Here is a 23,375-nt window from a genome sequence, read left to right as displayed (position 1 = left end):
TTGAACTCGCAGGTTGCTGCTGGCCCGCGTTAGTCTTCGCGCGCCAGTGCCAGGAATTCCGTGCGCATGGCCAGATTCGGCTGCAGCTCGCCCAGCATGGCCGAGGTCACGGTTTCTTCACCCGGCGTGCGGATGCCGCGGCTTTCCATGCACAGGTGGCGGCAGCGCACGACCACGCCGACGGCTTTCGGTTCCAGCACTTCCATCAGCGCATTGGCGATCTGCATGGTCATGCGTTCCTGCACCTGCAGACGCTTGGCGAAACAGTCCACCAGACGGGTCAGCTTGGACAGGCCAACGATCTTGCCGTTCGGGACATAGCCCACCGTGGCCTTGCCGAAGAACGGTGCCAGATGGTGCTCGCAATGGCTGTACACGGGGATGTTGCGCACCACGATCAGTTCGTTGTACTGCTCGGCGCCATCTTCGAAAGCCTTCAGCAATTCCATCGGATCCTGCGCATAGCCGGAGGTCCAGTGCTGCCAGGCCTTGCTCACGCGGGCCGGGGTTTCCAGCAGGCCCGGACGGTTGGGGTCTTCGCCGAAGCTGGCGATCAGACGACGCCAGTCGTCTTCATTGAATGTGTTTTGCGACATCTGTGTACTACCTTACCTTAACTAAGCTTAACTAAGCTGAACGAATGGGCGACAGTATACCGGTTTCACGCCGGTCTTACCGCCTAGCGCCGCGGCCGGTTCGCCTGCAGCAATTCGGCCGCGATCGAGGTGGTGGTGGGCGGCTCGGGCCACGCGTCGTCCGGGCCGAACCAGCGCGCATCAGTGATTTCGCTCGCATCGATGCGGATCTCGCCACTCAGATATTCGGCCGTATAGGCGATCATCAGCGAATGGGGGAAGGGCCAGGACTGGCTGCCGAAATAGCGCAGATTGTGCACGCGCAAGCCCACCTCTTCGTAGACTTCGCGGTGCACCGCGTCCTCTATCGATTCGCCGGCCTCGAGAAAACCGGCCAACGCCGTGTAGCGAGGCGCACCCGGGCGGGCGTGCTGGGCCAGCAGCACGGCATCGCCCTTGCGCACCAGCACCATCATGGCCGGCGAGATGCGCGGATAAGCACGCATATCGCAGGCCGGACATGCATAGCAGCGCTCGCCTTCGAGGCGCTGCATGGGCGTGGCGCACACCCCGCAATACTGGTGGGTGCGCGCCCATTCGGCCAGTTGCACGGCGCGCGCGGCCAGCGCGGCCAGCCCGTCATCGATCACACCGAACAGCGTGCGCAGGCCGACAAAGCCATAGCCGGGCTCCGGTGCATCAGGCTCGTCCACCCAGCCCATCTGGTAATAACGGCCCTGCCACAGGCCCAGCGGATGCAGCCGCCCGGACGGAACTTTCAGTTTTTCAATCACTTCTGCCTCTGGCACAGCGTGATCGTTGTTGCGCAATAGCAACTGACCTCGACAAACCAGCAAGGTTATCGGAATGGCATGCTCATGCGGCCGGATCAGCGGCTCAAATGTGTCTGGCGTCTGCAGCATCAGAGGGACCTCGGATTATGGACAAAAACAGGATCTTACAGTCTTTCCTTCCTGCCCACTTTTCACCGTAGCCTAGACGCCAGAATATGCCGCTAAGTGCTTGTTTTCAGACCAAGATTTAAACGGTTTTTCCCATCTTGCTCCAGCCTTGGGCAGGCGCGGCAGTACTATATATTGGCGCAAGGAGAATCTAAACATGCCATCACTCGTACCCGGTTTAACCACAGACCAAGTTGCCAACCTGCCCGCCGCACAGATCGCCGCCCTGACCCCGGCCGATATGCTGCTGTTTACCACCTTGCAAATGACGGCCTGGCGCACGGAGCAACTCGGCTATCTGGGCACCAACCAGGTACGGGCTTTATCGACTAAAAATCTGGCCGTGCTAAACACGGAACAGCTAGCCTATGGCCTGAGCACCCAGCAGATTGCTGCTCTCAGCAGCGCCCAGTTGGTCAGCCTCAGCACGAGCCAGCTCGTATATGGTCTGACCACCGCGCAGTTTGCCGCCATCGGTTCGGCCCAGTTGGCCGGGCTCAGCACCACCCAGCTCAGCCTGCTCGGTACGGCCGACTATGCGGCCCTGCAAACCCAGCAAATAGGCGGTTTCAGCAGCAGCCAGTTGCGCGCCCTGTCCACCAGCCAGATTGCGGCGCTGGGCAGCGCCCAGTGCGGCGCGCTGCAAACCCGCCAGATGGCCGGTCTGAGCAGCAGCCAGTTGGCCAGCTTCGATACGGAAGATCTGGCAGCGCTGGGCACAGCCCAGCTCAGCGTGCTGGCCACCAATGTGCTGAGCGGCTTGTCCGCGCTGCAGTTCGCGGCCTTGACCACGCAACAGAGCAGCAATCTGAGCACCGCTCAGACCAGCAGCCTGAGCAGCGACCAGTTGGCGGCACTGGGCACCGCTGGCTTCAGCACCTTGCGCACCGCACAGATTGCCAGCCTGAACACGGCCCAGATCAGCAGCCTGAGCACCGATCAGGTCCAGGCTTTGACGACCACCCAGGTCGGCGCCCTCAGCACCCTGCAGCTAAACCAGCTATCGAGCGCCCAGTTGCTGGCCATGGAAACCCAGGACTTTGCCGCCCTAAAGAGCCAGCAACTGGCCGCCCTCGACGCCAGCAGCACAGCCCTGCTCAGTACCGACCAGATTGCCGCGCTCACGACCGGCCAGATCGTCAGCTTGCGCAGCGCCCAGTTACGCGCACTCGGCAGCGATCAAATCATCGCTCTGACCACCCAGCAAGTGAGCGCTCTGCTGAGCAGCCAGTTGGCGGTGCTCAGCAGTAACCAGCTAGCCGCACTGGAAACCCGTGACCTGGCTGCCTTGCGCACGAGCCAGCTCGCTAGCCTGGGCAGCGCCCAGTTAAATGCCCTCGACAGCAGCCAGTTCAGCATACTGAGCACCGCTCAGGCCGCCGCGCTCAGCACGGCCCAGTTGGCCGGTCTCAGCACCAGCCTGCTGCAGGCGCTGAGCACCCAGGATCTGGCCGCGCTGCGTACGCTACAACTGACCGCGCTCAGCAGCAATGCAATTGCCACGCTCAGCAGCGATCAGTTGCTCGCGCTGAGCACGCAGCAGTTTGTTGCCTTGAAAACCACCCAGCTACCGGCACTCAGTAGCGACCAGATCAATGCACTCAGTACGGCCCAAGTCAGTGCCATGAATACCGCGCAGATTGGCGCGCTATCCACGCTGCAGCTCAGTGTACTGAGCAGCGACCAGCTAGCCGCGCTGCGCACCGTACAGATCAATGTGCTGGCCAGCCAGCAGATCGCCGCGCTCGGCACCAGCCAGATGGCCGCACTGAAGACGGCCCAGGCAGCCGCACTCGGTTCCGGCCAGTTGGCCGCCCTGTCGAGCGACCAGTTGGGCGCCATGGCCACCACAGCGCTGGCTGCGCTGCGCACCCAGCAACTGGCCGGCCTGAGCACGGCCAATCTGCAAAGTCTGGGTTCCGACCAGTTACAGGCGCTGGCGACAGCCCAGTTGCTGGCACTCAGCACCAACCAGTTGCGCGCGCTCAGCAGCGACCAGATCGCGCTGCTGACCACCGCCCAGAGCTATGCCCTGGCCAGCCAGCAAGTGGCCAGCCTGAGCAGCCAGCAAATAGCGGCGCTCGCCACCAGCAACTGGAGCTTGCTCAAAACCCAGCAACTGGCCGCACTCAGCACCCAGCAATGGTCGGCGCTCGGCAGCGACCAGATTGCCGCCCTGAAGAGTCAGCAACTGATCAGCTTATCGACCGCACAACTGGCCAGCTTCAGTACCGACCAGATTACGGCGCTGGCCACGGCTAATCTGGCCAGCCTGCGCTCGCAACAGGCTGCTGCACTCAGCAGCAACGCGGTGGCGGCCCTGACGACCGACCAGTTCAGCGCGCTCACCAGCGTCCAGCTAGCCAATTTCAATAGTGCACAAACGCTGGCTTTCACCACCGACCAGATCGTGGCGCTCAGCAGCAGCCAGGCCAGTGTACTCAGCACCCGCAGCATGGCCAGCCTGTCCACATTGCAACTGAATGCTTTCGAAACGCGCGACTTCGCTGCACTCAAGACCAGCCAGATTGTCGCGCTCGGTACGCAACAGGTGGCCGCGCTGAATACGGATCTGATCGTCGCGCTCAGCACGGCGCAAGCGTATGCGCTCACACCAGGCCAGTTGAATGCACTCAGCAGCGATCAGCTCAGCGCGATGGAATCGCAGGACCTCGCCGCGCTGCAAACGGGACAGTTGGCGGGACTGGGCACGCGCTTCATCGCGACGCTCAGTACCAGCCAGATCAGCGCACTCAAAACGGGCCAGATTCTCCAGCTCAATACCGCCCAGCTTCAGGCACTCAGTAGCGACCAGATCGGTGCCCTGAGCAGCCAGCAGGTACTAGCCCTCAGCAGCAACCAGATCAGCGCTCTGCTGAGCCAGCAAGTGGCAGCACTGGCGACGGCCAACTGGAGCGTGCTCAAGTCCAGCCAGCTCAATGTGCTGAACTCGCAGCAGACGGCCGCCATCAGCACCGACCAGATCGCCGCCTTGAGCACCGTGCAAGCAGGCGCGCTGGGCACCCAGCAACTGGCCTGGCTGTCCACCGACCAGTTCGGTGCCTTGAGCACGCAGGACTTGCAGGCGCTCAAATCGCAACAAGTGCAGGCGCTCACCACCAGCGTAGTGGCTGCGCTGAGCACCGACCAACTGCAAGCCTTGAAGACTGCCCAGCTCAGCGCGCTGACCACGCGCCAGCTAGCCGCCTTCGGTAGCCAGCACATCGTCGCGCTGAGTACGGCGCAGGCCAGCAATCTGACCAGCCTGCAAATGACCAGCCTCAGTAGCGCGCAACTGGCGGCACTGGAAACGGACGATCTGGCCGCACTGAAAACCGCACAACTGGCGGCCTTGTCGAATAGCCAGCTACAAAGTCTGGGCAGCGACCAGATCATTGCCCTGACCACCATGCAGGTCGCCAATCTGGCCACGCGCCAGGTGCAAGCGCTGGGCAGCGACCAGGTGGCGGTACTGGAAACGCGCGATCTGGCAGCGCTCAAAACGGCCCAGATCGCCAGCCTGCGCAGCGACCAGCTAAATGCCCTGAACAGCCAGCAAATGCTGGCCCTGAGCACGGCCCAGCTCAATGCCCTCGATAGCAGCCAGCTACAGAAACTCAATACGGATCAACTGGTAGCGCTGAGCTCGCAGCAACTGACGAGTCTGCAAAGCAGCCAGATCAGCGTGCTCGACAGCGCACAATTGCTCGCGCTGGGCACGCAGATGCTGGCCGTACTCAAGACCAGCCAGCTTGCTGCGATCAAGACGGCTCAGATCGCCGCACTGAATAGCGACCAACTGGCCGCCCTCAGCACACTGCAAGTCAGCAATCTGGCCAGCCAGCAGATTGCCGCGCTCAGCAGCGACCAGCTCAATGCGCTGGAAAGCCAGGACTTTGCTGCGCTCAAAACGGCCCAGCTCAGCTACATCGGCAGCGCACTGATAGGCAGCCTGAATACCAACCAGCTCAGCGCCATGAGCACGGCCCAGGTGGCCAGCCTCAGTACGCGCCAGTTCGCCGCGCTCGGCACAGCCCAGTTGCAAGTGCTGTCGAGTGCAGACATCGGCGCTTTGCGTACCCATGTGGTCGCCAGCTTGAGCACCGACCAGCTAAGCAGCCTGAGCACCGACCAGTTCCGCGCCTTCGGCATCAGCCAGCTCGGCGTGATCAGCAGCAGCCAGTTCCAGAGCCTGACGACGGACCAGATCGTGGCGCTCAGTACCTTGCAGGCTGCCAACCTGAGCACAGGCCAGATACGCGCGTTCAGCACCAGCCAGTTGGCTGCACTGGAAACCCAGGATCTGGCCGCGTTGAATACCGTGCAACTGGGCAGCTTCAGCACCACCCAGTTCAGCCTGCTGAGCACCGACCACATCGCCGGCCTCAGCGCCACGCAGGTGGCCGGCCTGAGCAGCCAGCACTTGCAGACCCTGAGCAGCCAGCAGTTGCAGGCCATCGAAACCCAGGACCTGGCCGCGCTGCGCAGCGCCCAACTGCAATATCTGAGTACGCTCCAGCTCGATGCCCTCGGTACCGACCAGTTGCGCGCGTTCACCCCGGCACTGCTGGCCACCCTGAGCACGGCGCAATTGCAAGGCTTGCTCACGGACCAGATCGCCAATCTGAGCACCCAGCAGATCGCCGCCCTCGTCACGGCCCAGATAAGCAGCCTGAGCAGCGCGCAATTGCTGGCGCTGAGCACGGACGAAATTGCCGCGCTCAAGCTGAGCCAGATGGCGGCTTTGCGCAATCCCCAGTTGGCCGTACTCAGCACCGACCAGATCAACGCGCTCAGCAGCGTACAAGTGGGGGCGCTGTCCACCAGCCAGCTCGGCGCACTGTCATCGGACCAGGTGGCGGCGCTGGCCGCGGCCGACTTTGCCATTCTGAGCGCGGCCCAGCTCAGCGCTCTGGGCAGCTTCAGCCGCCTGACCACCGACCAGGTGCGCGCGCTCACGCCAGCCCAGCTCGGTAACCTGAGCACGGACCAGATCAGCGCCATCAGCACCGACCAGATGGTCGCGTTCACCACGCGCCAGATCGGTGGCCTCAGTAGCGCCAGCATTGCCATGCTGAGCAGCGACCAGTTGCGTGCGATCGAAACGGAAGATCTGGCCGCTCTCAAAACCGTGCAGTTCAATGCACTCGGTTCGCAACAGATACGCCAGCTCAGCACCGACCAGATCGCCTCGCTCAGCAGCCAGCAGATTGCGGCCTTGAACAGCGTCCAACTGGCCGCCTTGAACACGGCCCAGGTCCAGGCCCTGAGCAGCGATGAAGTGGCCGCCCTGAAAGCGGCCCAGATCCCTGTGCTCAGCACGGCTCAGATCGCTGCACTGCGCGACGAACAAATCCAGAGCCTGGGCACAGCCCAGATGCTGGCCTTGAACAGCGCCCAGGTGCAAGCCATAGGCAGTGACCAGATCATTGCGCTCAGTACGCGCCAGTTCCAGCTATGGGGTACGGCCCAGTTAGCCGCGCTCAGCACGGCACAACTGAGCGTGATCGAAACGGACGATCTGGCGGTACTCAAAACCCAGCACATTGCCGCGCTCGGCACGGCACAGCTACAAGCGCTCGATGGCGATCGTATCAGCAGTCTCACTTCGGCCCAATTGCAGGCGCTGGGCAGCGACCAGTTGCGCGCGCTGCAATCGCAGCAGCTACAGGCACTCAGTACAGACAATCTCAACCTGCTGCGCACGGCCCAGCTAGGCGCTTTCAGCAGCGACCAGCTCAATGCGCTGCTGCTCGATCAACTGGCCAGCCTGGGCAGCGCCCAACTGGCCGCGTTCAGCACCAGCCAGTTCAGCACCCTGGGCAGCGACCAGATCATCGCCCTCACTAGCTGGCAATACAGCCAGCTCACGACCGCCCAGTTGGCCTCCCTCAGTACCTACCAACTGGCGGTGCTCGAAACCGATGATCTGCAAGCACTGCAAAGCCAGCACATACTGGCACTGAGTACGGGCCAGCTTGCCAGTCTGGATAGCGACCATCTGGCCGCACTGGCCAGCCAGCAGCTCGGCGTGCTCAGCAGCAGCCAGTTGCGCGCGCTGTCCAGCGCTCAGGTGCCGTCGCTGAGCACGCAATCACTGCAAGCACTGGGCAGCAGCCAGGTGCAAGCGCTGCGCAGCGACCAGCTCAATGCGCTGACGCTGGACCAGTGGCAAAACCTGACCACAGCCCAGATCGATGCGCTAAGTTCGGCGCAGGTGGGCGCGCTGTACACCAGCCTGATCGCCGCCCTGACCACGCTGCAAATGGATAATCTGGCCACGCGTCAGCTCAATGCCTTGCGCAGCGACCAGATCGCCGTGATCAACACGGATGCCTTCGCCACGCTGTCGAGCAGCCAGATTGCCGCCCTCAATGCCAGCCAGTTCGGTGCGCTGACCAGCGACCAGATGATCGCGTTCAGCACCCTGCAGATCAGCGGACTGGGCACGGCACAGGTGGCTGCCCTCAGCAGCGACCAGCTCGATGCGCTTGAAACCGTCGATTTCGCCATCCTGCGCTCGCAGCAGATCGCAGCCATCAGCACGGCCAATATCGCCGCACTCAGCACGGATCTGGCGTCCACTCTGAGCACGGCACAGATTATCGGCCTCAGCAGCGACCAGATCGCCGCCTTGCAAACCGTCCACATGGCCGTGCTGGGCACGGCCCAGGTCGCCGCTCTGAGCACGCTGCAAATCAGCGCACTCGGCACCGCTCAGTTGGCGGCGCTGGGCACGGCCGACTTTGTCGCGCTGCGCAGCGGCCAGTTGGCCGCCCTCAATGGCAGCCAGTTCGCCGCCCTGACCAGCGATCAACTGAATGCGCTGGCCACCAGCGTGTTCACCACGCTGAGCACGCAGATGCTGGCCGCTCTGACCAGCCAGCAAGTAGCACAGCTCAGCACCAGCCAGGTTGCAGCCTTGAACACGGTGCAACTGCCATCGCTGAGCACTGGCCAATTGCTCGCGCTCACGCCAGAACAGTTCGCCGTGCTGGCCACCAATGCGCTGAGCCGGCTGCCATCAGACCAGATCAGCGTACTCAGCACCGACCAGATCGTCGCGCTCAGCACGGCCCAGGCGCGCGCGCTCACCAGCGCCCAGCTCAATGCGCTGCTCAGCGACCAGGTCACCGCACTGGAAATTCCTGACTTGCAAGCCCTGGGGACGGCGCAATTGAGCGCGCTGGGCAGCGACCAACTACAAGCCCTGAGCACCGACCAGTTTGCTGCGCTAGGCACCCAGCAACTGGCGGCGCTGGGCAGCAGCCAGATCCGCAGCGGCCTCAGCACAGCCAGCATCGCCGCGCTGACCACGGCCCAGGCCAGCACGCTGGCCACACGTCAACTGGCCGCGCTGGAGACGGATCAGGTCGCCGCACTCGAGCTGACCGATCTGGCCGTGCTATCGTCGCGCCAGGCCCAGGCCTTGAACAGCGATCAGCTCGGCGCGCTCGGCAGCGACCAGTTGAACGCCCTGAGCACGGCCGCCCTGGCCGCGCTCGGCACCAGCCAGCTCAGTCTGGGCTTGAGCACCAGCCAGATCGCCGGCCTCGATACCGCCCACATCAGCGCGCTAGGGACAGCCCAGCTCGCGTATGGCCTCAGCAGTGACGCCATCAGCGTCCTCAGCGTGGGCCAGTTCAGCGCCTTGCGCACGGCCCAGACGGCAGTTCTGACCAGCAGCCAGCTACTGGCCCTCAACAGCGACCAGATCGGCGCGCTCAGCACGGCCCAGGCTGCCAGCTTCAGTACCCAGCAGATCGCCGCCTTGGCGGCCGAGCAACTGGCCTGGCTGGCGACGGCCGAACTGGCCGTGCTCAGCACGCGCCAGATCAACGCGATTACGTCCGACCAGCTCGGTGCGCTGCACAGCGATCAGCTCAATGCGCTGAGCACGAGCCAGCTAGCCGCCCTGAGCACGCGCGTGCTCGCTTACGGCTTGCAGGCAGAACAGGCGGCTGCGCTCGATACGGCCCATATTACGGCACTCAGTACAGCTCAGCTCAGCTATGGCTTCAGCGTGACCAATCTGCAAGCGCTCGGCAGCGACCAGATCCGCGCGCTGCGTACTGTCCAACTGGCCGCGCTCTTGAGCAGCCAGATCAGCGCGCTCGGCACCAGCCAGATCGCCGCACTGGCCAGCGAGCAGATCACGGGCTTGAGCACCAGCCAGATGCCGAATCTGACGGACGAGCAGCTCGCCGCCTTCAGCACGGCCCAGGTAGCCGCGCTCGATACCCAGGATGTGGCCGCACTGAGTGCCAGCCAGTTCGCCATTCTCAGCACCAGCCAGACCATGGCCCTGAACACCAGCCAGATCCGTGCCTTGAAAACGGCCCAGATCGCGGCACTGGATCTCAGCCAGGTGAATGTGCTCAGCACCGACCAGTTTGCGGCCTTCAGCACCGCTCAGGCCGTGGCACTCAGCGTGAGTGCCGTGCAAGGCATGTCGAGCGACCAACTGAATGCGCTCAGCACGGCCGGCTTTGCCGTGCTGGGCACGCTGCAGATCGCTAGTCTGGACCCGGCGCGTCTGGGCCAGCTCAATACCCAGCAAGTGCAGGCACTCAGCAGCGCCCAGCTCGGTGCAATCAGCAACGATCAACTGCTGTATCTGAGCGACAGCCAGATCCAGGCCTTGCGCACCACCCAGATCGGCTATCTGAACAACAGCCAGCTCGGCGCACTCACGGACAGCCAGGTGATGGCTCTCACGACGGCCCAGGTCGCCAGCCTGAAACTGGCGCAAGTGCCCGCCTTCAGCATCGACCAGATCGCGCTGTTCGGCAGCGACCAGTTGCAGGCACTGGGCACGCTGCAAATCCAGGCGCTCACGACCACCCAGTTGGCGGCACTCAGCAGCAGCCAGGCGGGCGCGCTCACGGTCACCCAACTGGCCGCATTCAAGAACGCCCAGGTGGCAGCGCTCACGCTGGACCAACTGAGCGGACTGGCGGTGGACCAGCTCAATGCCTGGAACACTACCCAGTTCACTGCGCTCACAGCGCAGCAGATCAGCTATCTGTCCACCGGCCAGATCGCGGGCCTGAACCCGGTACTGATAGGCAGCCTGAAAACCACCCAGCTAGCCATCTTCAGCAACGACCAACTGGCCGCACTGGGCGGACCGCAAGTGGCCGTACTCAAGGCGAGCCAGGTCACGATACTCAGCACCGACCAGATCGGCGCGTTCACCCTGAGCCAGATTCCCTCGCTGAGCGCAGCCGCCTTGAGCGGCCTGAGCCTGACTCAGGCCAATGCCTTCAGCGCCAGCCAGGTCAGCGCCATGACCGTCACCCAGACCATGGCACTGAACACCAGCTCGAGCAATTACGCTACCCCGCTGGTGCTCGACCTCGACGGCAACGGCGTCCAGACCCTGAGCCTGCAGGCGGGCGTGCAGTTCGACTTGCGCGCGCAAGGCCAGGCCGTGGCCACCGGCTGGGTCGAGCGCCACGACGGCTTGCTCGCGCTGGACCGCAACGGCGATGGCCAGATCAATGACGGCAGCGAACTGTTCGGCAGCGCCAGCCGGCTGGCCGACGGCAGCCTGGCCGCCGACGGCTATGCTGCGCTGGCCGCCTACGACAGCGATGGCGACGGCCAGATCAGCCGCAGCGACCAGATCTATCAGGCCTTGCGCGTCTGGGTCGACAGCAATAGCGATGGCCGCAGCCAGAGCGGCGAACTGTTCAGCCTGCAGCAGCTCGGCATTGCCAGCCTGTCCACCCGCGCCACGGCCGTCCGCGACGAGCAGAATGGCAACATCATCGGGCTCAGCGCGAGCTACCAGAGTAATGACGGCAGCAGCCATGCCAGCGCCGACGTGTGGTTCCGCAGCCCGGCGCCAGCGGCCTCGCTGGCACAGCAGACCAGCGCCCTGAGCCAGGCCATCAGCAGCTATGCGCTGCAGCCGCCTGCCAGCCCGGCCGTAGCGCCGGCAGCAGTCACGGCGCCGGCCAGCCCGGCCTGGTGCGCTGCGCTCACGCGCGACTGGGCAGCGCCGGCGCTGGCCGCCAGCCACCAGGCCAGCCCGCTACAGCGCTCCGAGCATGGCCTGGCGCCCGCCGCAACTAGCTGGTTCGCCGTGCCGCCACGCTAGCGCACGCGCGCCATCGGTCGAGCAGAGCGTGTTTTACGCTCTTGCTCGACGGCCAAAAGTTGCCCCTCAACATGCAACAAGACGGTATCATTAGGGCACACTATTCTGGCTCATCCTAATCTATCCAGCTATGAACGCTCTCGCTCCTGCTCCCACCGATAACAGCCCGCTGGGCACCGTCATGGCCCTGGCGGTCAAAGGCGCGCTCTCCATCAGTGACCTGTTCGGCGCCGCCGCCGTGCTGCAGGAGAGCGGACAGATGCCCGCCGCAATTGCGCTCTACCGCGCCTGGATCGCGCATACCGATACCCCGCTAGCCTATGCGGCGCGCTTCAATCTGGCCGTGGTGCTGTCCACCAGCGGCGACGATGCCGGCGCCGAAGTCGAGCTGCGTCTGGCCATCAGCCAGAATCCCAATTTCGTCGAAGGCCGTCTGAACCTGGGCACGCTGCTGGAACGCGTGGGCCGGCCGGAAGAAGCGCTGGCCACCTGGAACAGCATCCTCACCGAAGTCCAGCCCGACATCAAGAGCACGCCCGCGCTACATGTGCAAACCCTCAACAATCTGGGCCGACTGTTGGAAATCCGCAAACGCTATCCGGAAGCGGAAGCCATGCTGGCGCAAAGCTTGCGCGTCGACCCGCAGCAGAATCATGTGATGACGCACTGGGTCCACCTGCGCCAGAAACAGTGCAAATGGCCGGTTTACAGCGGTCTCGAACACATTTCCATGGCCACCATGATGGAAGGCACATCGGCGCTGGCCATGCTCAGCGCCTCCGACGATCCGGCCCAGCAACTGGCCGCCGCACGCCGCTTCGTGGCCGAGAAAGTCAATGCCGCGGTGGCGCCACTGACGGGTGCCTATGGCTATGGCCACACGCGCCTGCGCATCGGCTATCTGTCCTCGGACTTCTGTTCGCATGCGGTATCGATCCTGACGGCCGAGCTCTACGAGCTGCACGACCGCAATAAATTCGAGGTGTATGCGTTTAGCTGGAGCCGCGAAGATGGTTCGCCGATTCGCGCCCGCGTGGTCAAAGCCATGGACCACTACATCCGCATCGATGGCATGAGCGACGAGCAGGCTGCACGCACCATCCGCGCCCATGAGATCGATCTGCTGGTCGATCTGCACGGCCTGACGCTGGGCGCGCGGCCAAATATTCTGGCGTACCGGCCGGCCCCCGTGCAGCTCACCTATCTGGGCTTCCCCGGCAGCACCGGCCTGCCCGGCGTGGATTACGTGATCGCCGACGAATTCCTGATCACCAAGGAAATGCAGCAGCATTTCACCGAACAGCCGCTCTACCTGCCTGACACCTTCCAGATCAATGACCGCCAGCGCCAGATCGCGGCCAAGCCCAGCCGCGCCAGCGTGCATTTGCCGGAAGACGCGTTCGTGTTCTGCTCGTTCAACAATAATTTCAAGTTCACGCCGGAGCTGTTCTCGGTGTGGATGAACATCCTGCGGCGCGTGCCCAACAGCGTGCTGTGGCTGGTGGCCGACTATCCGGAAGTGCGCGAAAACCTGTACCGCCATGCCGAGCAGGCCGGCATCGACCGCAAGCGCCTGATTTTCAATACCCGCGCCGTCCCGGCCGAATATCTGGCGCGCTACCAACTGGCCGACCTGTTCCTCGACACCTACCCGTTCAATGCGGGCACCACCGCCAGCGACGCACTGTGGGCCGGTTTGCCGCTGCTGACCTGTGCTGGCCAGACCTTCTCCTCGCGCATGGCCGGCAGCCTGCTGCGCGCGGTCGACCTGCCGCAGCTGATCACCTATAACTTCGCCGATTACGAAGAAAAAGCCGTGGCGCTGGCCCATGCGCCGCAGCAGATTGCCGCCATGAAGCGCCAGCTGCATGCCAACCGCCTGAGCTGCGCACTGTTCGACAGCCCGCGTTTCGTCCGCAACCTCGAAACGGCACTGCAAAGCGTGGCCAAGCCGGCCGCACCGCGACTGGCTGCGCCGGCCCATGCCGTGCATCCGCAGGAGACCAGCCAGGCCAGCGAACCGGTGCAGATCGAGCAGATCCCCATCATCACGGTGTCCTACAATTCGCCGGACCTGATCGCGGCGCTGCTGGCCAGCCTGCGCAAGTACTACAGCAACCGGGTCTATGTGATCGACGGCTCGAATCCCGATGTGGCGGAAAAAATCCGCGCGATCACGGCCGAGTTCAGCAATGTCGAGTTCATTCCCTTCGGCTACAACATCCACCATGGTCCGGGTCTGGCCTGGGCCATCCGCCACCTGGGCCTGTCGGGTGAAGTGCTGTTCCTCGATTCCGATGTGGAAATCATCAAGGGCGGCTTCATTGAATCCATGCACAGCCATTTGCGCCCCGGCATGTATGGCGTGGGCAGCATCCAGCCCGTGACGGATCAGGGCTACGACCGTCCGGACGGCCCGATCCGCTATCTGCATCCGGCCTGCATGCTGACGAATATCGAAGTCGTGCGGCTATGGCCGCTGCCGATCAAGCATGGCGCGCCGCTGATCGCCACCATGCTGGCCCTGCATAATGCTGGCGCGCATGAGCTGATCGGCAATATCGACTGGGTCAAGCAAGACTTCGCGCCTCAGCCTACCCAGCGCAACTACATCAAGCACGACTGGCAAGGCACGGTGATCCGTACCGGCGGCTACCACTACAATCTGCCCAGCGCGAGCACCAGCGTCAATACCGACCTGCTGCAATTTGTGCCGCTCGACGCGCGCAAGATCGTCGAACTGCATTGCCGCGACGGCGCTTTCACCAAAGCGTACAAGGCCCGCAATGCGGTAGTCGACTATACCGGCATCGAACACGATCCGGCGCTGGCCCAGGCGGCCCGGCCACATTGCGATTTCGTGTTCCATGCCGACATAGAACAGGCCGGCGCCGAGCTGTGGGACCATGTGCGCGGGGCCGACACCTGGGTGCTCGACGAAGCGCTGGAAATGCTCGATGATCCATGGAGCGTGCTGGCCAAGATCCGCACCAGCATTGCGCCGGGCGGCAAACTGATTGCCACTATCCGCAACTTCCAACACTGGAGCATACAGGCCAGGCTGAATGCGGGCGACTTGCGCTACGGCCCGAACGGTCTGGAAAAATCGCGCAAACGCATCTTCACGCGCGGCGCCATGCTGGAAATGCTGCAGCAGGCAGGCTTCCAGATCAGCGGCGGCAGCGCCCGCATCATCGATGAACCGGCGCGCGAGAAATACCTGCCGGCAATCCGCCTGATGGCCGGTGCCAGCGGCATCGACCCGGTAGTGGCGGTGGAAGACGCGCTGCCATGGCAATACATCGTCACGGCCGTGGCCGCGTAAATCAGGAGCATAGCGTTCATGAGCTACCCCTTAGTCAGCATCGTCATTCCGTCCTATAAGACGGCGCATTTCGAAGCCTGCCTGCGTTCGGCACTAGGCCAGAGCTATCCGAATATCGAAATTCTGGTCAGCGATAACTGCCCCAGCTCGGCCATCCAGGAAATTTGCCAGCGCTATAGTCAGCACCTGATCTACCAGCGCAATAGCGCGCTGCGCGAACAGAATGTGCTGACCGCCATGTTTGCCGCCAAAGGCGCATTCATCAAGCCGCTGTTCGATGACGACATCCTGCATCCGTTCTGCATCGAGCGCATGGTGGCCAGCATGAATATGGACCCGGAGATCCAGCTGGTCTTCTCCGCCTCGCAAGTGATCAATGTCGATAACGAGCGCACCGAAACCCGCCGTCCCTACGAGGCCAGCGGCAGCATGAGCGCACGCGATATGCAGCGCAGCATGGTGCTGGGCATGCGCAATTTCGTCGGCGAATTCAGTTCCATCATGTTCCGCCGCGAGCGCCTGTGGCAGATCGGACGCCATCTGTTCCGCTACCACAACCATGACTGCACGCTGGGTCTGGCTGATGTGGCGGCCTATTTCAATCTGGCTGCCGACGGCAAAGTGTTCTACATCGACGAAGAACTGTCGTATTTCCGCCATGACCAGCGGCTGCAATCGAACAGCAATCCGAACAGCAACCCCAACTTCGGCTACTGCTTCTCCGACTACATCGACCTGCTGATCGAATCCTGCGACGTGGGCATCGTCACCCCGGCCGAGCTGCAAGTCATGCAGCCCACGGTGGACGATGTTGCGGCCCGCCTGAGTGGGGTATTCCCCATGGTCGGCCGTTCGCAGCAGCGCTTCCACAGCGTGCTGGCCAGCCAGCAGCAAGCCGCAGGAGCCAGCGTATGATGGACCAGTGCCGGCTGATCGACCTGCCGCCCCACCATGATGTGCGCGGCAATCTGTCCGTGATTGAAGGGGGCATCCATATTCCGTTCGACATCAAGCGGGTGTATTACCTGTACGATGTGCCGGGCGGTTCGGCACGCGCCGGCCATGGCCACATCGAACTGCAGCAACTGTTTGTCGCCATGTCCGGCAGTTTCGACGTGATCGTCGACGATGGCTATGAACGCAAGAAATTCCAGCTCAACCGTTCTTACTACGGTCTGTACGTGCCCGGCATGATGTGGCGCGAAGTGGAGAATTTTTCCTCCGGCGCCGTGTGCGTGGTGCTGGCCTCCACGCTGTATGACAAGAACGATTATTTCCACAACTACCAAGAATTCGTCGCCGCGGCGCACCAACACAAGCGAGTCAGCCCATGAACGTCCCGTTTCTCGATCTGAAAGCCATCAATCTGGCCCACGCTGCCGAGCTGGAGGCCGCGTTCCAGCGCGTGCTGCAGTCGGGCTGGTATGTGCTGGGACAGGAAGTGGCCAATTTCGAAGCCCATTTCGCGCGCTATTGCGATAGCCAGCACGCGATCGGTGTGGCCAACGGCCTCGACGCGATTTTCCTGATCCTGCGCGCCTATGGCATCGGTCCCGGCGATGAAGTCATCGTACCGTCCAATACCTTTATCGCCACCTGGCTGGCCGTCAGCCACTGCGGCGCCGTGCCGGTGCCGGTCGAACCGCTGGAAGCGAGCTACAACCTCGATCCGGCCCGCCTTGCCGCCGCCATTACGCCGCGCACCAAAGCCATCATTGCGGTACACCTGTATGGCCAGACGGCCGACATGGCGGCCATCCTGCCGATCGCGCGCCAGCATGGCCTGAAAGTGATCGAAGATGCGGCCCAGGCCCATGGTGCACGTTGCCATGGCGGCGTGGCAGGCCAGCTCGGCGATGCCGCCGCATTCAGCTTCTATCCCGGTAAAAACCTGGGCGCACTCGGCGACGGCGGTGCCGTCACCACCAACGATGCGGCACTGGCCGAACAGATCCGCACGCTGCGCAACTATGGTTCCAAGGTCAAGTATTACAACGATGTGGCCGGCTACAACTCGCGTCTCGACGAGCTGCAGGCCGCCCTGCTCGACGTCAAGCTGCAAACGCTGGATCAGGACAATGCCCAGCGCCGCGCAATTGCCGCCGTGTACCAGCAGGAACTGGCCGGCATTGCCGGCCTGACGCTGCCGCAAGTGCCCGACTGGGCCGAGCCGGTCTGGCACCTGTACGTGATCCGCCATGCGCAGCGCGACGCGCTGGCACAGGCGCTGGCCCAGGCCGGCATAGGCACCATCGTGCACTATCCGGTGCCGCCCCATCTGCAGCCCGCCTATGCCGAGCTGGGCTACCAGCCCGGCCAGTTGCCGCTGGCCGAAGCCATCCATCGCGAAGTGCTGAGCCTGCCTATGGGGCCGACCATGTCGCTCGATCAAGCGCGCCACGTGGCAGCCACGCTGCGCGCCTGCCTGGCCCAACTGGCCCAGCCGAACTGAGCCACGGAGCCTGCCATGATCCATCCTAGCGCGATCGTTTCGCCACTGGCCAAGCTGGGCGAGAACGTCAGTATCGGCCCGTTCACGGTGATCCACGCCGATGTTGAACTGGGCGCCAACAGCGTGGTCGATGGCTTTTGCGAACTTGGCTACCCTACCCCGCTCGCGCACGGCGCGCCGCTGGTAATCGGTGCCGGCGCGCGCATCCGCTCGCACTCGGTGTTCTACCAGGGCTCGCAATTCGGCGCCGGCCTGGTCACCGGACACCGCGTCGTGGTCAGGGAACACACCCGCGCCGGACTGGCCATGCAGATCGGCACCATGAACGATATCCAGGGCGATTGCAGCATCGGCGATTATGTACGCTGCCAGTCGAACGTCTTCATCGGCAAGGCCTCGAAAGTCGGCAATTTCGTCTGGCTGCTGCCGTATACGGTGCTGACCAATGACCCGCATCCACCCAGCAATCTGCTGCTCGGCTGCGAAATCGGCGATTATGCGGCGATCGCCGCCATGTCGGTGATCCTGCCCGGGGTCAAGGTCGGCCAGGGTGCGCTGGTGGCGGCCCATAGCAAAGTCCACCGCGACGTCGCGCCGCATACCGTAGTGGCCGGCAATCCGGCGCGCTACCTGTACGACACGGCCGAGGTCAAGCTCAAAGACGGCAGCCATGCACCAGCCTACCCGTGGACCCGCCATTTCCGCCGCGGCTATCCCGACCACATCACGGCCGGCTGGGATGCCGGCGAGCCCGCACTGGGCGGCGACGCGCCCTGACTGTCGTAAATCCCCCCATCGCCGGGTTTGCCGCTGCTATTGCGCTCTGCTTTTCGTTTAGAATAGCCGCGACGCAAGAGATAATGTGGTCTGCGTCCACTCATAAAGATCCGGGGATAGTATGAAAGCAGTCATATTGGCAGGTGGCCTGGGCACGCGGCTCAGCGAAGAAACCACTGTCAAGCCGAAACCCATGGTGGAAGTCGGCGGCAAGCCCATCTTGTGGCATATCCTGAAAAGCTATTCCGCCCATGGCATCAACGACTTCGTGATCTGCTGCGGCTACCGCGGCTACGTGATCAAGGAATTCTTCGCCAACTACTTCCTGCACACCTCCGACGTCACCTTCGACTTGCAGAAAAACAGCATGGAAGTGCACGAGCGCCATGCCGAACCGTGGAAAGTCACGCTGATCGATACCGGCGCCGACACGCTCACGGGTGGCCGCCTGAAACGCGTGCGCCAGTATGTCGAACATGATGAAGCGTTCTGCTTCACCTATGGCGACGGCGTGGCCGACATCGACATCAGCGCGTCGATCGCGTTCCACCGCCGCCACGGCAAGCTGGCCACCATGACGGCCGTGCAGCCACCGGGCCGCTTCGGCGCGATCGACATCGACGGCCAGCGCATCGTAAGCTTCAAGGAAAAACCGCAGGGCGACGGCGCCTGGATCAATGGCGGCTATTTCGTACTGTCGCCCAAAGTGATCGACTACATCAGCGACGACAGCACCACCTGGGAAAAGGAACCGATGGAACGGCTGGCCAGCGACGGCCAGTTGGACGCCTTCCACCACCACGGCTTCTGGCAGCCGATGGATACGCTGCGCGATAAAGTGCTGCTGGAAGACCTGTGGCAGAGCGGCAAAGCGCCATGGAAACGCTGGCCATGAACGCGGCATTCTGGCAAGGCAAACGGGTATTCCTGACGGGACATACGGGTTTCAAGGGTAGCTGGCTGAGCCTTTGGCTGCAGCAAATGGGCGCCCACGTGACGGGCTACGCGCTGGCGCCGCCTAGCCAGCCCAGCCTGTTCGAAGCGGCCCGGGTGGCCGACGGCATGACGTCCGTGATCGGCGACATCTGCGACGGCGCGGCGTTGCGTGCCGCCATGGCCGCGGCCCGGCCGGACATCGTCATCCACATGGCGGCCCAGGCACTGGTGCGCTATTCCTACAGCCATCCGGTGGAAACCTATGCCACCAACGTGATGGGGCTGGTGAACCTGTTCGAAGCCGTGCGCCAGACGCCTGGCATCCGCGCCGTGCTCAACGTCACCAGCGACAAATGCTACGAAAACAAGGAATGGGACTGGGGCTACCGCGAAAATGAAGCATTCGGCGGCTACGACCCGTACAGCAACAGCAAGGCCTGCGCCGAACTGGTCACGTCAGCCTACCGCAACTCGTATTTCCATCCCGATCAGTACGCCAGCCACGGTGTGGCGCTGGCCTCGGCGCGCGCGGGCAATGTGATCGGCGGCGGCGACTGGGCTGCCGACCGGCTGATTCCCGACATGCTGCGCGCCATCAGCGCCGGCCAGCCTGTACGCATCCGCAGTCCGCATGCGATCCGCCCGTGGCAGCACGTGCTGGAACCGCTGTCGGGCTATCTGACGCTGGCCGAGCAGCTCTACCAGCACGGCGCGGCCTATGCGGAAGGCTTCAACTTCGGCCCGCACGAACAGGATGCCCGTCCGGTCCAGTGGATCATCAAACGGCTGTGCGCGAGCTGGGGCCCGCAAGCGCGCTGGGAACTCGATAGCGCGCCGCAGCCGCACGAAGCCCACTACCTGAAACTCGATTGCGCCAAAGCGCGCGCGCGGCTGCACTGGCAGGCGCGCTGGCAGCTAGGCCAGACCATAGACATGATCGTGGCCTGGCATCAGGCGCATGCGCGCGGCGAGGACATGCGCGCCGTGACGCTGGCGCAGATCGATACCTATCACAACACTGCACATCTTTAAGTGGACATAACTAAGCGCACACAACTAAGCGCACATAAACAAGGCAGCAATCATGAGTGAAGCACAAAGCAAACAGCAACTCCGCGAACAGATCATCAAGCTGGTGGGCGAATACGGCGCGCTGGCCAGCGTGCCGCCAGCCTTCGAGCCGGGCGTGACGGTGATTCCGCCGGCCGGCAAGGTGGTGGGCGCGCCCGAAATGGAACTGATGGTGGAAGCGTCGCTCGACGCGTGGCTGACCACGGGCCGCTTCAACGACCAGTTCGAAGCCAAGCTGGCCAAGCTGATCGGCGTGGACTTCCTGATCACCGTGAACTCGGGCTCCTCGGCCAATCTGGTGGCGTTCAACACGCTGACCTCGCCGAAGCTGGGCGCGCGCGCGATCCAGCCCGGCGACGAAGTGATCGGCGTAGCTGCCGGCTTCCCGACCACCGTCAACCCCATCATCCAGTTCGGCGCGATTCCCGTGTTCGTCGATGTCGAGCTGGGCACCTACAACATCGATGTGAGCAAGCTGGAAGCGGCCATCTCGCCCAAGACCAAGGCCATCATGCTGGCCCACACGCTGGGCAACCCGTACAACCTCGATGTGATCACGGCGCTGTGCAAAAAATATAAGCTGTGGCTGATCGAAGACTGCTGCGATGCGCTGGGTTCCACCTACCGCGGCAAGATGGTCGGGACGTTCGGCGACATCGGCACCATGTCGTTCTACCCGGCCCACCACATCACGATGGGCGAAGGCGGCGCGGTATTCACCAACAATGCCGAGCTGAAGATGATCGCCGAATCGTTCCGCGACTGGGGCCGCGATTGCTACTGCGCACCGGGCAAGGACAATACCTGCGGCAAACGCTTCTGCCAGTGCCTGGGCACACTGCCGGTCGGCTACGACCACAAGTACACCTACAGCCACCTGGGCTACAACCTGAAGATCACCGACATGCAGGCGGCCTGCGGCCTGGCCCAGATCGACCGCGCGCCCGGCTTCATCCAGGCCCGCAAGGACAACTTCGCCTATTTGACCGAACGCCTGCAGTCCTGTGCCGAGTTCCTGATCCTGCCGCAGGCCACCGAACATTCCGACCCGTCATGGTTCGGCTTCCCCATGACCATCAAGCCGGAAGCGAATGTCGACCGGGTCGACCTGCTGACCTATCTGGACCAGCACAAGATAGGCACGCGTCTGCTGTTCGCCGGCAATCTGACACGCCAGCCGTATATGGTGGGGCGCAATTACCGCGTCTCCGGCGAGCTGACCAACACTGACCGCGTGATGAACGATACCTTCTGGATCGGCGTCTATCCGGGCCTGAGCCGCGCAATGCTGGATTACGCGGTCGAGAAAATCGAAGCTTTCTTTGGTGTGAATTTCTGATGCAACAACAACAAATCAAGGTGGCCGAGCTGGTCGCCGCCGCGCTGGAACAACTCGATATCCGCCACGCGTTCGGCATCATCGGCGCCGGCAATGTGCACCTGTTCGAAGCCATTACGCGCCGTGGTTTTACTGAAATCGTCTGCGTTCACCACGAGCAGGCCGCCTGCATGGCGGTGCAGACCTATTACCGTACCAGCGGCCGCATTGCTGCCGCGCTGCTGACCACGGGCGCCGGTTCCACCAATGGCGTCACGGGCGTGGTGTCGGCCTGGGCTGACTCTATCCCCTGTCTGGTCATCGCCGGTAACGAAAATTCCAAATTTACCCGCAGCGATAACCCGCTGCGCATGTGGGGCGTGCAAGGCTACGACTCGTGCCAGATGGTCGAGCGGGTCAGCAAATACCAGGTGCGCGTGATGCAGGCCGAGCGTACCGTGTACGAGCTGGAAAAAGCCGTCGATCTGGCGCTGGCCGACCGCCCCGGCCCATGCTGGGTGGAGATTCCGATGGATATCCAGTCCAGCCGTATCGATCCGGCCACGCTGGCGCACTATCAGGCACCGGTCCGTCAAAATCAGCTCGACGCTGCGCTCAGTACCCAGCTCGACAGCGTAGTGGCGGCACTGGCCCAGGCCGAGCGTCCGCTGCTGTGGCTGGGTAACGGCATCCGCCTGGCCGGCGCCGAACACCTGATCCAGCCGCTGCTCGAACAACTGGGCGTACCGGCACTGGTATCGTGGGCCGGCATCGACATGATCGCGTCCGACCACCCGCTGGTATTCGGCCGCGCTGGCGTGTATGGCCAGCGTGCCGCCAACTTCATCCTGCAGAACAGCGATTACGTACTGGCCATCGGCACCCGTCTGGCGATTCCGCAGATCGGCTACGACTTGCGCGAACTGGCCCGCATGGCGCGCATCGACGTGGTCGACATCGACCGCGACGAAGCCTGCAAACATGCCAGCCGCACCAGCGAAAATCTGGTTTGCGATGCGGCCCAGTTCTTGCCCGCACTGCTCGCACGCTCGGCCGCTACGGCCCAGCCGGACAGCGCCGTGCGGCTGGGCTGGCTCGAGCGCTGCCGCGCGTATGAGCAGCAATTCCCGTGGGTGGGCGAGGAACACGCGGATCCGGAAGGCTTTATCAATTCCTACCGCTTCATGGAACGCCTGAACCAGTTCTTCAAGCCGGACCAGATCGTCGTCACCGACATGGGCACGGCCTTGCTGAGCGGCCATCAGGTGCTGCGTTTCCAGCAGGGCCAGCGCTTCATGACGTCGACCGGTTTGGGCGAAATGGGCTATGGCCTGCCAGCCGCACTGGGCGCCTCGTTCGCCACCGAGCGCGGCGAAGTGATGTGCCTGAACTGCGATGGCGGCATGATGATGAATCTGCAGGAATTGCAGACCATGGTGCACCACCAGCTGCCGATCAAGCTGTTCATTTTCAATAATGACGGCTATCTGATGATCAAGCACACCCAGAAGTCGCTGTTCAAATCGGACTATGTGGGCACTGACCGCAAATCCGGCGTGTCCTGCCCGGACTTCTCCAAGCTGGCCACCGCCTTCGACATCCCGTCCTACCAGATCCGCGGCTGGGACGAATGCGACGCCACGCTGGCCGCCGTGCAGGCCGCGACGGGCCCGGTGATCTGCGAAGTATTCATGCATCCGCAGCAGTTGTTCTCGCCCAAACTCGGCGTGGTCGCCAAGGCCGACGGCACGCTGGTGTCGCCGCCGCTGGAAGACCTGTCGCCGCTGCTGCCGCGCGACGTACTGGAACAGGCCATGCTGGAAGGCATGCACGAAAAATCCAAATCTCTGTGAT

General features: G+C 63.2%; 12 protein-coding genes. 10 read left to right on the top strand and 2 right to left on the bottom strand.

The genetic code is table 11. The annotated features are described in order from the left end of the window. Positions 1-29 precede the first annotated feature (29 nt). Both folE and nudC read right to left on the bottom strand, forming a co-directional pair. Positions 30-596 carry a GTP cyclohydrolase I FolE gene (gene folE, locus GM655_RS20015; RefSeq protein ID WP_155436441.1) on the bottom strand — a complete coding sequence of 189 codons (567 nt, stop codon included), beginning with the start codon at positions 594-596 and terminating at the stop codon, positions 30-32. An 83-nt stretch (positions 597-679) separates the two neighbouring features. Then, positions 680-1,498, bottom strand: a complete 819-nt coding sequence (gene nudC / locus GM655_RS20010) for an NAD(+) diphosphatase (RefSeq protein ID WP_155436440.1) — start codon at positions 1,496-1,498, stop codon at positions 680-682. A gap of 196 nt (positions 1,499-1,694) precedes the next feature. Between nudC and GM655_RS20005 the strand changes: the two genes are divergently transcribed. From GM655_RS20005 to GM655_RS19960, 10 genes are all read left to right on the top strand, one after another. Then, a complete protein-coding gene (locus GM655_RS20005) occupies positions 1,695-11,642 on the top strand; it encodes a beta strand repeat-containing protein (RefSeq protein ID WP_155436439.1) in 9,948 nt (3,315 codons plus the stop codon). A 130-nt stretch (positions 11,643-11,772) separates the two neighbouring features. Then, positions 11,773-14,967 (top strand): O-linked N-acetylglucosamine transferase family protein, encoded by a 3,195-nt coding sequence (locus GM655_RS20000; RefSeq protein ID WP_229632662.1) that lies wholly within the window; start codon positions 11,773-11,775, stop codon positions 14,965-14,967. Between the two features lie 18 nt (positions 14,968-14,985). Then, entirely contained in the window at positions 14,986-15,882 is an 897-nt protein-coding gene (locus GM655_RS19995; protein ID WP_155436438.1) for a glycosyltransferase, read from the top strand. After that, positions 15,879-16,301, top strand: a complete 423-nt coding sequence (locus GM655_RS19990; RefSeq protein ID WP_155436437.1) for a sugar 3,4-ketoisomerase — start codon at positions 15,879-15,881, stop codon at positions 16,299-16,301. Before GM655_RS19995 ends, GM655_RS19990 begins: the two co-directional genes overlap by 4 nt. Continuing rightward, positions 16,298-17,419 carry a DegT/DnrJ/EryC1/StrS family aminotransferase gene (locus tag GM655_RS19985; RefSeq protein ID WP_155436436.1) on the top strand — a complete coding sequence of 374 codons (1,122 nt, stop codon included), beginning with the start codon at positions 16,298-16,300 and terminating at the stop codon, positions 17,417-17,419. Before GM655_RS19990 ends, GM655_RS19985 begins: the two co-directional genes overlap by 4 nt. A gap of 15 nt (positions 17,420-17,434) precedes the next feature. After that, on the top strand, positions 17,435-18,196 hold the full coding sequence (locus tag GM655_RS19980) for an acetyltransferase (RefSeq protein ID WP_155436435.1): 762 nt from the start codon (positions 17,435-17,437) through the stop codon (positions 18,194-18,196). A gap of 121 nt (positions 18,197-18,317) precedes the next feature. Then, complete coding sequence (gene rfbF / locus GM655_RS19975; protein WP_155436434.1) at positions 18,318-19,091, top strand: glucose-1-phosphate cytidylyltransferase; 774 nt, start codon at positions 18,318-18,320, stop codon at positions 19,089-19,091. Then, positions 19,073-20,164 (top strand): CDP-glucose 4,6-dehydratase, encoded by a 1,092-nt coding sequence (gene rfbG, locus GM655_RS19970; protein ID WP_229632664.1) that lies wholly within the window; start codon positions 19,073-19,075, stop codon positions 20,162-20,164. Before rfbF ends, rfbG begins: the two co-directional genes overlap by 19 nt. 52 nt (positions 20,165-20,216) lie before the next feature. Further along, on the top strand, positions 20,217-21,542 hold the full coding sequence (gene rfbH, locus GM655_RS19965) for a lipopolysaccharide biosynthesis protein RfbH (protein WP_155436433.1): 1,326 nt from the start codon (positions 20,217-20,219) through the stop codon (positions 21,540-21,542). Beyond that, entirely contained in the window at positions 21,542-23,374 is a 1,833-nt protein-coding gene (locus GM655_RS19960) for a thiamine pyrophosphate-binding protein (RefSeq protein ID WP_155436432.1), read from the top strand. The genes rfbH and GM655_RS19960 overlap by 1 nt, the downstream gene beginning before the upstream one ends. Position 23,375: the final 1 nt, after the last annotated feature.

The sequence above is a fragment of the Pseudoduganella danionis genome (genome assembly GCF_009720775.1).
In the GTDB taxonomy this organism is placed as follows: Bacteria; Pseudomonadota; Gammaproteobacteria; order Burkholderiales; family Burkholderiaceae_D; genus Rugamonas; species Rugamonas danionis.
This window is presented reverse-complemented; position numbering and strand designations above follow the sequence as displayed.

Bases quoted from the DNA above. Each gene is read 5' to 3' on its own strand.
- GM655_RS19985 (WP_155436436.1), top strand. From the start codon at position 16,298: ATGAACGTCCCGTTTCTCGATCTGAAAGCCATCAATCTGGCCCACGCT.
- nudC (WP_155436440.1), bottom strand. From the start codon at position 1,498: ATGCTGCAGACGCCAGACACATTTGAGCCGCTGATCCGGCCGCATGAG.
- folE (WP_155436441.1), bottom strand. From the start codon at position 596: ATGTCGCAAAACACATTCAATGAAGACGACTGGCGTCGTCTGATCGCC.
- GM655_RS19995 (WP_155436438.1), top strand. From the start codon at position 14,986: ATGAGCTACCCCTTAGTCAGCATCGTCATTCCGTCCTATAAGACGGCG.
- GM655_RS19990 (WP_155436437.1), top strand. From the start codon at position 15,879: ATGATGGACCAGTGCCGGCTGATCGACCTGCCGCCCCACCATGATGTG.
- rfbG (WP_229632664.1), top strand. From the start codon at position 19,073: ATGGAAACGCTGGCCATGAACGCGGCATTCTGGCAAGGCAAACGGGTA.
- rfbF (WP_155436434.1), top strand. From the start codon at position 18,318: ATGAAAGCAGTCATATTGGCAGGTGGCCTGGGCACGCGGCTCAGCGAA.
- GM655_RS19980 (WP_155436435.1), top strand. From the start codon at position 17,435: ATGATCCATCCTAGCGCGATCGTTTCGCCACTGGCCAAGCTGGGCGAG.
- rfbH (WP_155436433.1), top strand. From the start codon at position 20,217: ATGAGTGAAGCACAAAGCAAACAGCAACTCCGCGAACAGATCATCAAG.
- GM655_RS19960 (WP_155436432.1), top strand. From the start codon at position 21,542: ATGCAACAACAACAAATCAAGGTGGCCGAGCTGGTCGCCGCCGCGCTG.
- GM655_RS20000 (WP_229632662.1), top strand. From the start codon at position 11,773: ATGAACGCTCTCGCTCCTGCTCCCACCGATAACAGCCCGCTGGGCACC.
- GM655_RS20005 (WP_155436439.1), top strand. From the start codon at position 1,695: ATGCCATCACTCGTACCCGGTTTAACCACAGACCAAGTTGCCAACCTG.